Annotated in this window: 11 protein-coding genes; all 11 read right to left on the minus strand. The window is 42.4% G+C overall.

The window, feature by feature from the left end; all coding sequences use genetic code 11:
- Window positions 1-6: 6 nt before the first annotated feature.
- Window positions 7-1,407 (minus strand): ATP-dependent protease ATPase subunit HslU, encoded by a 1,401-nt coding sequence (gene hslU / locus ACFVAD_RS07120; RefSeq protein ID WP_386637534.1) that lies wholly within the window; start codon window positions 1,405-1,407, stop codon window positions 7-9.
- Between the two features lie 17 nt (window positions 1,408-1,424).
- Complete coding sequence (gene hslV, locus ACFVAD_RS07125; protein WP_386637536.1) at window positions 1,425-1,967, minus strand: ATP-dependent protease subunit HslV; 543 nt, start codon at window positions 1,965-1,967, stop codon at window positions 1,425-1,427.
- Between the two features lie 22 nt (window positions 1,968-1,989).
- A complete protein-coding gene (xerC, locus tag ACFVAD_RS07130) occupies window positions 1,990-2,895 on the minus strand; it encodes a tyrosine recombinase XerC (RefSeq protein WP_386637538.1) in 906 nt (301 codons plus the stop codon).
- A 67-nt stretch (window positions 2,896-2,962) separates the two neighbouring features.
- Window positions 2,963-4,267, minus strand: coding sequence for an FADH(2)-oxidizing methylenetetrahydrofolate--tRNA-(uracil(54)-C(5))-methyltransferase TrmFO (trmFO, locus tag ACFVAD_RS07135; RefSeq protein ID WP_386637540.1), 1,305 nt, complete (start codon window positions 4,265-4,267; stop codon window positions 2,963-2,965).
- A 118-nt stretch (window positions 4,268-4,385) separates the two neighbouring features.
- Window positions 4,386-6,464: a type I DNA topoisomerase gene (gene topA / locus ACFVAD_RS07140; protein WP_386637542.1), complete on the minus strand. Its 2,079-nt coding sequence runs from the start codon at window positions 6,462-6,464 to the stop codon at window positions 4,386-4,388.
- A 474-nt stretch (window positions 6,465-6,938) separates the two neighbouring features.
- Entirely contained in the window at window positions 6,939-7,808 is an 870-nt protein-coding gene (dprA, locus tag ACFVAD_RS07145; protein ID WP_386637544.1) for a DNA-processing protein DprA, read from the minus strand.
- An 81-nt stretch (window positions 7,809-7,889) separates the two neighbouring features.
- The gene (sucD, locus tag ACFVAD_RS07150) at window positions 7,890-8,792 is read right to left on the minus strand and encodes a succinate--CoA ligase subunit alpha (protein ID WP_386637546.1); all 903 of its coding nucleotides are present in this window, start codon (window positions 8,790-8,792) and stop codon (window positions 7,890-7,892) included.
- A gap of 18 nt (window positions 8,793-8,810) precedes the next feature.
- Window positions 8,811-9,971, minus strand: coding sequence for an ADP-forming succinate--CoA ligase subunit beta (gene sucC, locus ACFVAD_RS07155; RefSeq protein ID WP_204413655.1), 1,161 nt, complete (start codon window positions 9,969-9,971; stop codon window positions 8,811-8,813).
- 232 nt (window positions 9,972-10,203) lie between these two features.
- The gene (locus ACFVAD_RS07160) at window positions 10,204-10,509 is read right to left on the minus strand and encodes an EscU/YscU/HrcU family type III secretion system export apparatus switch protein (RefSeq protein ID WP_386637548.1); all 306 of its coding nucleotides are present in this window, start codon (window positions 10,507-10,509) and stop codon (window positions 10,204-10,206) included.
- The gene (locus ACFVAD_RS07165; RefSeq protein ID WP_386637550.1) at window positions 10,506-11,819 is read right to left on the minus strand and encodes a hypothetical protein; all 1,314 of its coding nucleotides are present in this window, start codon (window positions 11,817-11,819) and stop codon (window positions 10,506-10,508) included. The genes ACFVAD_RS07160 and ACFVAD_RS07165 overlap by 4 nt, the downstream gene beginning before the upstream one ends.
- Window positions 11,820-11,838: 19 nt before the next feature.
- Complete coding sequence (locus ACFVAD_RS07170; RefSeq protein ID WP_386637552.1) at window positions 11,839-12,612, minus strand: ribonuclease HII; 774 nt, start codon at window positions 12,610-12,612, stop codon at window positions 11,839-11,841.
- Window positions 12,613-12,626: the final 14 nt, after the last annotated feature.

Genomic DNA, 12,626 nt, shown 5'->3' on the forward strand with positions numbered 1-12,626 from the left:
CTACTTCTATAATATAAATTGGCTTAAATCTTTATTTTTTACGATGGTTCCTAATTTTTCATCCACATACTGTGGGGTGATCACTATTTTCTCCAGATTGATATCCGGCGCTTCAAAAGAGAGATCCTCCAACAACTTTTCGAGAATGGTATGCAAACGGCGCGCCCCAATATTATCAGTATCCTGATTCACTTGGAATGCAACTTCAGCTATCTTACGAATAGCATCGTCAGAAAATTCAACTTGTATACCTTCTGTTTCCAATAATGCTATGTACTGCTTTATTAAAGCATTATCCGGCTCGATCAGAATCCTTACAAAATCTTCAACAGAAAGCTTGGTAAGCTCCACGCGGATTGGAAAGCGTCCCTGCAGTTCCGGTATTAGATCTGACGGCTTCGCCATATGGAAGGCTCCGGCTGAAATGAAAAGTACATGATCCGTTTTCACTTGACCGTATTTGGTAACAACCGTTGAGCCTTCCACGATTGGAAGGATATCACGTTGCACCCCTTCACGGGATACATCTGCTGATGAGCCAGAGTTCTTTTTGGCAATTTTATCGATTTCATCGATGAAAATGATGCCGCTTTGCTCCGCACGCGTTACTGCATCCTGCGTAACCTCATCCATATCAATAAGCTTGTGCGCTTCTTCATTTGTCAGAACCGGTCTTGCTTCAGCAACTGTCAGCTTCCGTTTCTTCTTTTTCTTCGGCATCAGGTTGCTTAATGCATCCTGCATGTTCATGCCCATTTGTTCCATACCCGAACCCTGAAGCATATCAAACATCGAGCCCTGCTGTTCTTCCACTTCGATCGTGATATACCTGTCTTCAAGTTCACCTAAAGCAAGCTTATGGGCCATTCTTTTTCTCTGCTCCTGAATGGACACTTCCTCTTGTTTTGATTCTTCTTCCGAATCGGAGTTCTGGGCATTTCCGCCAAAAATCATTTCAAAAGGATTTTTATAAGAAGAATTCTTCTGCTTTCCCGGTACGAGAAGTTCTACAATGCGTTTATTTGCATTTTCGAGTGCTTTCTCTTTCACCTTGATCATTTTCTCTTCTTTCACAAGACGAACAGATGTCTCAACAAGGTCCCGAACCATTGATTCCACATCTCTGCCCACATATCCAACCTCTGTGAATTTTGTCGCTTCCACCTTGATGAACGGAGCACCAACTAGCTTCGCAATTCTTCTTGCTATCTCTGTTTTCCCTACACCAGTAGGACCGATCATCAGGATGTTTTTAGGTACAACTTCATCCCGCAATGATCCTTTAAGCAAATTACGGCGGTACCGGTTTCTTAGTGCCACAGCTACGGCTTTTTTTGCATTTGTCTGCCCTACAATATATTGATCCAGCATTTCCACTATTTGCCGAGGGGTTAATTTTGTACTCATGTTTACAACCGCCTTTTCTATAGTTCTTCTACAATGATATTGTCATTCGTATAAACACAAATTTCGCCGGCCATATCCAAAGCTGCCTTTGCAATTTCCCTGGCAGTCATATGCTCACCTGCATAACGTTTTAACGCACGGCCTGCAGCAAGGGCATAATTGCCGCCGGAACCGATAGCCAGAATACCATCATCCGGTTCGATTACTTCACCAGTACCAGCGATAAGAAGAAGACTTGTTTCATCCATTACGATCAACATTGCTTCGAGTCTTCTTAGGACTTTATCGCTGCGCCAATCCTTTGCAAGTTCGACCGCCGCCCTCTGCAAATTCCCATTATATTCTTCCAGTTTTCCTTCAAACAGTTCATATAATGTAAACGCATCCGCTACAGAACCAGCAAAACCTGCAAGAATCTTTCCGTTGAAAAGTCTCCGGACCTTCCTTGCAGAATGTTTCATCACAACAGCATTTCCAAATGTAACTTGGCCGTCACCCGACATTGCCGATTGGCCATTGTGCTTGACGGCAAATATCGTGGTGGCATGAAAAGAAGACATGGGGATTCCTCCTGTTTGATCCTCAAGCTCGAGGATGAAATTGATTATATGTTTGTTGAAGACGATCTTTCGTCACATGCGTATAGAGCTGAGTGGATGAAAGGCTGGAATGACCAAGGAGCTCTTGAACCACTCTCAGATCTGCCCCTTCATTTAACATATGAGTTGCAAATGTATGACGCAAAACATGGGGGCTAATATGTAGGGTCGAGCTGGTTTTTTTCACCATCTCATTCAATACAACCCTTACACCACGCGGGGTGAGCGGGCCTCCGCGGAAATTCAGGAATAGTGGCTTTGCGTGAGGCAGATTTCCTTTGGAGAGCAATTCCTTTCGCCCATTTTCCATATAATGCTCCAGGGCCTCTTGTGCATAGCTTCCAAAAGGAACATACCTCTGCTTATTCCCTTTTCCGGTTACAAGAATGGTCCCAAGGCTGAAATCAATATCCTGCAGCTGAAGCCCGCAGCACTCGCTGATACGAATGCCTGTCGCATAAAGCAGCTCCAAAAGAAGTTGATTTCTTTGACCAAGGGCCGTATCAAGATCTGATACCGCAAACAATTTTTCTAATTCTTCACTATACAGAAATTGTGGCAGGCGTTTTTCTTGCTTGGGCAGGGAAACGATCGTAAAAGGATTCATGCTTATTTGTTCTTCCCGGATCAAATATTTAAAGAAGCTTCGCAGGCTTGAAGTTTTTCTCGCAACCGATCTTCTGGCATATTTTTTCTTATGCAGCTTGGTCAGATACAAACGTGCTTCAATATGGGTGATATCACTTATGCTAGTCAGCGCTTCTTCTTTCATAAATTCAAAAAAATCTTCAATATCCTTTTGGTAGTACACAATAGTATATTTTGAATAGTTTTTCTCAATCTGTAAATATTCTAAAAAAGAAATTAACGGAATCTTAACATTTTGCATATTATTTATCACCTCACAAGGGCTACTAAATATTATCACAATTTAGTAGCCCTTGCAATTAATTTGATTAACTTTTTACAAAATTCTGAATTGTTTCCAAAGCTCTCCTAGCATGCGCTTCATTGCGTTCCTGCTTATTCTTTATCTTAGTCGGCAAATCAGGGAACAAACCGAAATTGGCATTCATAGGCTGGAAGTTCTTAGCGTTTGTAGATGTAATATAATGCGCCATACTTCCGATAGCGGATTCCTTAGGAAACTCAACCGGCACTTCCCCAGTTACCAGTCTCGCTGCATTGTAGCCGGCTACCAGACCTGAAGCGGCTGATTCAACATACCCTTCCACCCCGGTCATCTGTCCTGCGAAGAAAAGGTTTTCCCTTGCTTTAAACTGGTACGTCGCTTTTAGCAGGTTAGGGGAATTGATGAACGTATTTCTATGCATGACGCCATAACGGACGATTTCTGCATTCTCCAGACCAGGTATTAATCTTATCACATCTTTTTGAGGACCCCATTTTAAATGTGTCTGAAAACCGACAATATTATACAAAGTTCCAGCAGCATCATCCTGGCGAAGCTGTACTACTGCATATGGACGTTTATCGGTTTTTGGATCTTCAAGTCCGACTGGTTTAAGAGGACCAAAGAGCATCGTCTTTTTCCCGCGGTTTGCCATGACTTCAATCGGCATGCAGCCTTCAAAGAAGATTTCCTTTTCGAATTCCTTCAATGGGACCGTTTCTGCTTCGATCAGGGCTTCGTAGAATGTATTGAACTGCTCCTCTGTCATCGGGCAATTCAAGTACGCCGCTTCTCCCTTATCGTATCTGGACTTCAAGTATACGATATCCATATTGATGCTGTCTTTTTCAATAATCGGCGCTGCGGCGTCATAGAAGTACAGATACTCTTCCCCAGTCAGGGAACGAAGCTGCTCTGAAAGTGCTTTTGACGTTAATGGGCCTGTTGCGATGATGGTCGGACCTTCAGGGATTGCTTCCACTTCCTCATTGAATACCGTTACATTAGGATGGTTTTTCACCATCTCCGTAACCTTTGCAGCAAACTCATGGCGGTCAACCGCTAGAGCCCCTCCTGCAGGGACGGCACATTCATCCGCAGATTTTATAATAACGGAATCCAGCATCCGCATTTCTTCTTTTAATACTCCAACAGCATTTGTCAGTGTGTTCGCTCTTAAAGAGTTTGAACATACCAATTCTGCAAATTTATCTGTATGGTGTGCAGGTGTTTGCACAACAGGTCTCATCTCGTATAGATGAACCTTTATCCCTCTATTTGCAAGCTGCCAAGCCGCTTCACTACCTGCCAAGCCAGCTCCAATAACAGTTACTACTTGTGTTGTCATAATATTTCTTTCCTCCAAATCTGCAAACTTACTGACCCAATATAACTGGCCACCTAAAACTACTTTACCAAATGAAAAGGGGCTGACGCAAAGTGTTGAGGTGTCAGTCCCTTTTTTCTTATGCTTGCTGCTCTTCTTTGTAATCACACTCAACGCATTGTACTTGAACGCCCTTTTTCAGCTTCTTCTCTACAAGCAGAGATTCACACTTCGGACATTTACGGGCAATCGGTTTATCCCATGATAGGAATTCACACGTTGGATACTGGTCACAGCCATAGAAAATTCGCTTCTTTTTACTTTTTCTTTCCACGATATTCCCTTTTTCACATTTAGGACAAGGTACGCCAATATCCTTAACGATCGGCTTTGTATTTCGGCATTCCGGGAAATTGGAGCATGCCATGAACTTGCCATAGCGTCCCATCTTGAAAACCATTTCGTGTCCGCAAATTTCACAATCCTCACCAGCAGGTTCATCTTTGATTTCGATTTCCTGCATTTCCTGCTCCGCTCTTTCCAGACGTTTGGCGAATTCATGGTAAAATCCATCAATGATATGGACCCAGTTCACCTTGCCATCTTCCACATTATCCAGATTCGTCTCAAGATTTGCGGTAAACTCCACATTAATGATTTCAGGGAAAAATTCCAATATTAATTGAATGACGATGTTACCAAGTTCTGTTGGGACAAAACGTTTATTATCGAGTGCCACATAGCCACGCTTCTGGATGGTGTCAAGAGTCGGCGCATACGTAGAAGGTCTGCCTATTCCGAGCTCTTCCAAAGTCCTTACCAGTCTGGCCTCTGTATATCTTGGTGGAGGTTGTGTGAAATGCTGCTTCGGATCTACATCCTTTGAGAAGACATTATCGCCCTTCTCAAGTGCTGGAAGCAGGTTTTCCTTTTCTTCCTGCTGGTCATCACTGCCTTCAACATATACCTTCATGAAGCCGGGAAACTTAACTGTTGAGCCTGTTGCACGGAACATCACATTATTTTGTGCAAGATCAATGGAAACTGTGTCTAAAATCGCTGGTGCCATTTGACTTGCGACAAAACGTTCCCAGATTAGCTTATACAATCTGAATTGATCACGGGACAAGTATTCCTTTACGGACTGGGGGTCTTTCATGGTAGAAGTTGGACGGATTGCCTCATGCGCGTCCTGGGCATTAGCCTTTTTCGTTTCTTTTCGTTGTTCAGTCGAAAGAAACTTCTGGCCAAATGTCTTTTCTATGTATTCAACCGCTTCCTTTTTTGCCGTCTCTGATATCCTGGTGGAATCTGTACGCATATAGGTGATCAACCCTACAGTTCCTTCCTTCCCTAGTTCAATCCCTTCATATAGCTGCTGTGCAAGCATCATTGTTTTCTTGGCACGGTAGTTAAGCTTACGGGCGGCTTCCTGCTGCAGGGAAGAAGTGATAAACGGCAGAGCCGGATTGCGTTTGCGTTCCTTTTTCGTGACACTTTGGATTTCAAAGGAGTTGCCCTCCAATTTCCCAAGAACGATTTTAACATCCTCTTCAGAATTCAATTCAGTCTTTTTCCCATCAAGTCCATAGAAACTGCCCTCAAATTCCTTTGAATCATTGGTGATGAATGAACCCTTGATGGTCCAATATTCCTCAGGTGTGAATGCGTTGATTTCATTTTCCCGATCAATGATCAGCCGGACAGCTACAGATTGAACACGTCCTGCACTTAATCCTTTTTTAACCTTTTTCCAGAGTAGCGGACTGATATTATAGCCTACAAGTCGGTCCAGAATTCTTCTTGCCTGCTGCGCATCCACTACATCGAGGTTGATTGGCCTTGGATGCTTAAAGGATTCCTTGATCGCATCTTTTGTAATCTCATTGAAAACAACCCTGCAGTCGGATTGCAAATCAATATCAAGACTATGTGCCAAATGCCACGCAATTGCTTCCCCTTCGCGATCCGGGTCAGCTGCGAGATAGATTTTCTTGGCTTTTTTGGCTGCGGTCTTCAGCTCCTTAAGTACAGGTCCCTTTCCTCGGATGGTAATGTATTTCGGCTCAAATTCGTGTTCCACGTCCACACCCATTTGGCTTTTAGGCAGATCCCTGACATGTCCCATAGATGCTTTGACTTTATATTTTTTCCCCAAATATCGTTCAATTGTTTTTGCTTTAGCTGGTGATTCCACTATCACTAAGTATTCTGACATTCAATAATCCTCCTCAAGAGGGTAAATTCTTAGAAAAAATTGGCCTCATGCCATTTGTTTTCTCAAAGTTTTTAACAACCACTTTTTACATTCAATTTTTATCAAAAGGTAAATTTCTCGTTTTTAAGTTTTCATTTACAGTTCATTAAATCTTCACCATTATTAAATATTAAAGATGGGTTTGTCAAACAACTACCCATTCCTACTCCTTCTTTTCCCTACTATTTCTATCAAATAAACGAAGAAATCATTCTTTATTTGTGGGAAAAAGGAGGTTCGGCGCTTCCTTCTATTTACTATGTAGTCAGATATCGCGCTTTTCATACTTGCTTGCATGAAAAAAGTACAACTTATGAATATCGTTGTACCCTATAATAATATAGACATATAATCATTTGTAAAGTAAAAAAAGAAAATTTATATAAAAAATTGAAATTTATTTGTCTTTTTATGTGAAAATTTTAGAAAATTCCACTATTGCAGTTCATTTAGGATATCTTGGTGACTCATCACCAGTTTGGCACCTTGCTGTATCAAGCTGTTTGTTCCTGCTGCAGTCGGTTCCACAATCGACCCCGGTACGGCAAAGACATCCCTGCCTTGTTCTAGAGCCTGATCTGCGGTAATCAAGCTACCGCTTTTTTCTTTTGCTTCTATTATAATAACCCCTTCGCTTAGTCCACTGATAATACGGTTCCTTTTTGGAAAATGCCACTTCACGGGAGATGTGAAAGGAGGATATTCCGAGACCAGCAAATGCTCTTCTGCAATATAGTCTGCCAGCTTCTGATTTTCTTTTGGGTAGATTTTCATCACCCCGCCACCTAGCACTGCAATGGTACCGCCTTTATTTTCTACAGTCAGCCTATGGGCATGCGTATCGATCCCCTTTGCCAGACCGCTTACGGTGACAAAACCTTCTTTTATTAACGGCGGTATCATTTTCTGAAGGGATAACCGACCATTTTCCGTCATATTCCTTGTCCCGACCACCCCCAGAATCCTTGCTTTCAACAAAAGAGGGTTTCCTTTTGTATATAAGACCAAGGGGGGATCGTATATCTCCTTCAATAGAGGTGGATATTCTTCATCAAATATTGTGATAATGTGAATCTTTTCTTTTTCATAGATGTCAAGTAAGTGGTCAAATTGGAGGTTTTTCATGTAGTCAAAGATGGTAAGAGCTTTTTGATGAGAAAGAGAAGTGAGACGGGAGATATCAGAAGGAGAAAGTTGATGAAAGTTTTCAAGGGTAGGATCGATTTTAATCAGCTTAATAATGGCAGAATCGTTTAAAAAAGGGCAATGATGAAGGGCAATGAATCTTTTTTTCCATCGTTCCATACGGTCGCAGCACCTCATTAAATTTTTTTGAAAATGATTAATAGGAATAGCCGCCACCGGCTATTCCTATTCCATCAATTATTAATGCGTTTTACATTTATCGTAGATGCCTTGTTCCTTGATTACTTTGATAAGTGTTTCTCCCATAACAGATGGAGTGTCTGCAACTTCGATTCCACACTCATTCATTACGCGGATTTTCTCGTCGGCTGTACCTTTTCCACCGGAAATGATGGCGCCGGCATGGCCCATACGTTTTCCTGGAGGTGCAGTACGTCCACCAATGAATCCAACTACAGGTTTTGTCATATTTTCTTTCACCCATAGAGCCGCTTCTTCTTCAGCAGTTCCACCGATTTCACCAATCATGATTACTGCATACGTATCTTCATCTTCGTTAAAAGCTTTTAACACATCAATGAAGTCTGTACCGTTGACTGGGTCTCCACCGATACCTACTGCTGTAGATTGGCCGATTCCTTCTTGGGATAACTGGTGAACTGCTTCATACGTAAGTGTACCAGAACGGGAAACTACCCCTACATGGCCTTTAGTATGGATGTAGCCAGGCATGATTCCGATCTTGCACTCATCAGGAGTGATGACACCAGGGCAGTTAGGACCCACTAGGCGAGTCTTTTTCCCATCCATATAGCGTTTCACTTTTACCATATCAAGAACCGGGATATGCTCAGTAATACAAATAGCCAAGTCCAATTCAGCGTCAACCGCTTCCATGATTGCATCTGCTGCAAACGGAGCCGGAACATAGATTACAGATGCATTGGCACCAGTAGCCTTTACCGCTTCTTCAACCGTGTTAAAAACAGGTACACCTTCCACTTCAGTGCCGCCCTTACCTGGTGTTACCCCACCAACGATCTGTGTACCATACTCCAGCATCTGTTTTGTATGGAACAGAGCTGTAGAACCAGTAATACCTTGTACGATTACTTTTGTATCTTTATTAATAAATACACTCATGTATGCTCCCTGCCTTTCTTATCCTACTTGCGCTACGATTTTTTGTGCTCCATCAGCCATGGATTCGGCTGCAACGATATTCAGACCAGATTCACGTAAAATCTGTTTTCCTAAGTCAACGTTCGTACCTTCCAAACGTACAACCAGAGGAACTTCAAGTCCTACTTGCTTCGCCGCTTCCACTACTCCAGTAGCAATGATGTCACACTTCATGATTCCACCGAAAATGTTAACAAAAATCCCTTTTACATTATCATCAGAAAGGATAATCTTGAAAGCTTCTGTTACTTTCTCAGCTGTAGCACCGCCCCCAACGTCCAGGAAGTTAGCAGGGTCTCCACCGTAATGCTTGATGATATCCATTGTTGCCATCGCAAGACCGGCACCGTTAACCATACAACCGATGTTTCCATCTAGGGAGATATAGCTTAGGTCATATTTGGAAGCTTCGATTTCTTTTGCATCTTCTTCTTCCAGATCACGATATTCAACAATGTCTTTATGACGGTAAAGAGCATTTGCATCAAAGTTCAACTTTGCATCAAGTGCCATTACCTTTGCATCGCCAGTTACAACCAGTGGATTGATTTCAGCAATCGAGCAATCTTTTTCTACAAAAGCAGTATACAAACTCATCATGAATTTAACAGCTTGTCCCACTAATTCTTTCGGGATGTTGATGTTGAATGCGATACGACGAGCCTGGAATCCTGTTAATCCAACAACAGGGTCAATTACTTCCTTGAAGATTTTCTCAGGCGTATGCTCAGCCACTTCTTCAATCTCTGTTCCACCTTCTTCAGATGCCATTAACACAACACGAGAAGTTGCACGGTCCAATACTAACCCGATATAATATTCTTTCTTAATATCGCAGCCCTCTTCAATAAGTAAACGTTTTACTTCTTTACCTTCAGGGCCTGTTTGATGAGTAATCAATGTTTTGCCTAAAATCTCGTTTGCATATTCGCGGACTTCATCCAGATTCTTTGCAACCTTAACGCCGCCAGCTTTACCGCGACCACCTGCATGGATTTGCGCTTTTACAACACAAACTTCTGTTCCTAATTCTTTCGCAGCTTCTACTGCTTCTTCTACAGTAAATGCAACGCGGCCATTCGGAACAGCTACCCCGTATTTTCTGAGGATCTCTTTTCCTTGATATTCATGGATATTCATTTCCCATCCTCCAATCTTATGTATCGCAAAAATAATCGTTAAAAAATAGACTGCGCTTTCATTTTATTAAAAGGTTTGTCAAATGTCTACCTTTCTGCAAAAATATTATACTATTTTCAAAAAATTATCATTTGACACCTAGATTTTGTATTAAATGAGGTTTAAAAAAGCCGATAATTGAATTTTTGACAGATTATTCAATTATTTTGTTATTTTAATAAACCTTCTCTATTCATAATTCCGTGGAATCATCTTTCTCCTTCTGATGCAATTGATACACAAAGGACAGTACCTCCGCTATCACCTCATACAGCTCTTCGGGAATGCTTTCGTTCAATTCGATCTCGAGAAGCATCTCAATCAGAGCTGAATCCTCCTGAACCGGGATATTGTGCTTCACTGCTTCCTGAATGATGGTTTCCGCTACAACGCCCCTTCCTTTTGCACTGACAACCGGCGCGGAATGCTTCGCTTTATCATACTTCAAAGCGACTGCTTTCTTTCTTTCCATAGACGCTTTACCTTGGCTATTGCTCATATTCGAAAGTCCACTCCTTCCTCGGAAGTGCTGAATATTTTTTTGACAAAATCCAGAGGTAACTCTTCAAGCCCGTCTTCTTGCTTATGAACTGTTTTAATCGCTGAGAGAGTATAACCCTTCTGGGAGAGATTTTCTTTTAGCTGAGGTAGCCCATTCTCCACCAAATCACCTAATGAAGGGTAGGAGTGGTGGATGGACAACGTGATCACTCTTTGTTGCACGAACAAATCGACCAATGTTGTGGAAAAGAGCGGTAAATCGAGATAAAGGACAATACGGCAATAATCAGGATCAATTCCGTCGGCCTTATTCTTTTTGGAACTCAGATGAACATACCACTCCCTGGATTCTTTCTCGACCACGACCGGAATAGGAAGGAATAGGTGTTGGAAAGAACCCTCCTCCCTGCTAAGGAGCTGAAAACCTGTTATTTTATTTATGAGCTTTCCAACAAAGCCGCTTTCCTCCTTATTCATCATTCCCTTCGCATATTCGAGCAGGATGGGCTTAAGCTGCTCTAATGGAAGGCTTGATAAGGACTGCTGTGAGTGGAGCCTTTGAAACAGGGTGTTTTCATAATCCAGCCCCGTATTAGAAAATAGTTGTTTCAAAAACAGCACCATTTCCTTTTGTGATTGGAGAGGGGCGGGAATTGTAATCTTTTCAAGCTGCGCTTGCAGTTTCAATGTTTCGGGTCTTGCTTCCTTTGACACACTAATTAGTTGTTTCACCTTTTCCAGAGTACTCCCCAAAGATTCATCATCTAGCAAGGCTGCAGTCAGAAATGGCAGATTTTTATGTACAGCTTCAGGTGTGGCAGCATTTCGAACGACCAAGAATTTAGTCAGCTCCATCATGATCTCTTTTTGAGGCCCTTGAAATCCATCAATCACTTTTGCCAGCTGTTGAAGTTCCGCGGGAGCGAATTTTACCCCTGCTTCCCTTATATGGTGCTCCAGCCTATGTATAGTAGACTGCGCTTGAAGCTGTTGCAGCCCTATTGAGGGCGTTCTGTTCCCGGGCAAGGGTTGTGCAGTATTCTCAATGGCCGGTATGGAGCGGTCCACTCTGAGAACTATCCCTTTCTCTTCCCTCAAACTATGAAACACATATTCTTTTCCCAATTCAACAGGCCCTGAGATTTTGGCTGAAAAAGAGATTCCCCCTTTTTGAACGGCAAAAAGAGCACCATCCAGCTGCTCTGTCACCTTTGCTTGAAATTTGTCCGGCAGCTTATGATTGCCCTTTTCCATTTTATTTAATATGCCATCCGGAATTCTATGCTGTATAAGCTGCCAAATATTCATTGCGCCATTCCCCTTTTTCTCAACTCACTACCAATTCTTTTACCGGGGAAAAGGAATGTCGATGCTCCTTCATGATCCCCACTTCTTTTATTGCCTCAAGATGTTCACTTGTTCCATATCCCATGTTCCTTTCGAAACCATATTCAGGGTATTGGGCCGCAAGTTCTTTCATATACGAATCACGTGCCTCTTTTGCTAGCACAGAGCTTGCAGCAATTGAAATACTCTTAGCATCCCCTTTGATAATGGAAGTCTGAGGAATGTCAAGGTCGAGTTTCATGGCATCGATCAGGAGATGATCCGCTTTAACTGATAAGTGATCAACCGCCAACCGCATCGCAAGCTTTGTAGCTTCATAGATATTAATCCGGTCGATCGTCTTGGAGTCCACAACACCGATACCAAAGCTTACGGCATGCTCTCTTATATACTCATTGAAAAAAGCGCGCTTGGAAGCTGATAACTTTTTGGAATCTGTCAGACCTAGAAGTTGAAAGTCTTTCGGCAGGATGACCGCTGCCGCAATCACAGGTCCTGCCAACGGTCCCCGTCCGACTTCATCTACCCCTGCAATATGGAGACACCCTTGTTGATAAAGGGAATTTTCATATTGGCTCATTTCTTCAAACTGAGTAAACAATTGCATGTCCTGATTGATTCTTTTTTCCCAACACTTCACTAGAGCCTTTACGCCCTTCCGCTCGTCGTCTTTCAGGGTGTCCAGAAAGGGGTCATCAGCGCTTTTCAACTCTCTCAGCTTCGCTTCTATCTCTTTTATCGGAGTGTTCTTCATTGTGTTTACCTCTC

Origin of the sequence: Sutcliffiella sp. NPDC057660, from assembly GCF_042800035.1 — a bacterium.
Classification (GTDB): Bacteria; Bacillota; Bacilli; order Bacillales; family Bacillaceae_I; genus Sutcliffiella_A.

What these genes read in the sequence shown, in the direction of transcription:
- hslU (WP_386637534.1), bottom strand. Translation starts at nt 1,407, where the DNA reads ATGAGTACAAAATTAACCCCTCGGCAAATAGTGGAAATGCTGGATCAA.
- hslV (WP_386637536.1), bottom strand. Translation starts at nt 1,967, where the DNA reads ATGTCTTCTTTTCATGCCACCACGATATTTGCCGTCAAGCACAATGGC.
- xerC (WP_386637538.1), bottom strand. Translation starts at nt 2,895, where the DNA reads ATGCAAAATGTTAAGATTCCGTTAATTTCTTTTTTAGAATATTTACAG.
- trmFO (WP_386637540.1), bottom strand. Translation starts at nt 4,267, where the DNA reads ATGACAACACAAGTAGTAACTGTTATTGGAGCTGGCTTGGCAGGTAGT.
- topA (WP_386637542.1), bottom strand. Translation starts at nt 6,464, where the DNA reads ATGTCAGAATACTTAGTGATAGTGGAATCACCAGCTAAAGCAAAAACA.
- dprA (WP_386637544.1), bottom strand. Translation starts at nt 7,808, where the DNA reads ATGGAACGATGGAAAAAAAGATTCATTGCCCTTCATCATTGCCCTTTT.
- sucD (WP_386637546.1), bottom strand. Translation starts at nt 8,792, where the DNA reads ATGAGTGTATTTATTAATAAAGATACAAAAGTAATCGTACAAGGTATT.
- sucC (WP_204413655.1), bottom strand. Translation starts at nt 9,971, where the DNA reads ATGAATATCCATGAATATCAAGGAAAAGAGATCCTCAGAAAATACGGG.
- ACFVAD_RS07160 (WP_386637548.1), bottom strand. Translation starts at nt 10,509, where the DNA reads ATGAGCAATAGCCAAGGTAAAGCGTCTATGGAAAGAAAGAAAGCAGTC.
- ACFVAD_RS07165 (WP_386637550.1), bottom strand. Translation starts at nt 11,819, where the DNA reads ATGAATATTTGGCAGCTTATACAGCATAGAATTCCGGATGGCATATTA.
- ACFVAD_RS07170 (WP_386637552.1), bottom strand. Translation starts at nt 12,612, where the DNA reads ATGAAGAACACTCCGATAAAAGAGATAGAAGCGAAGCTGAGAGAGTTG.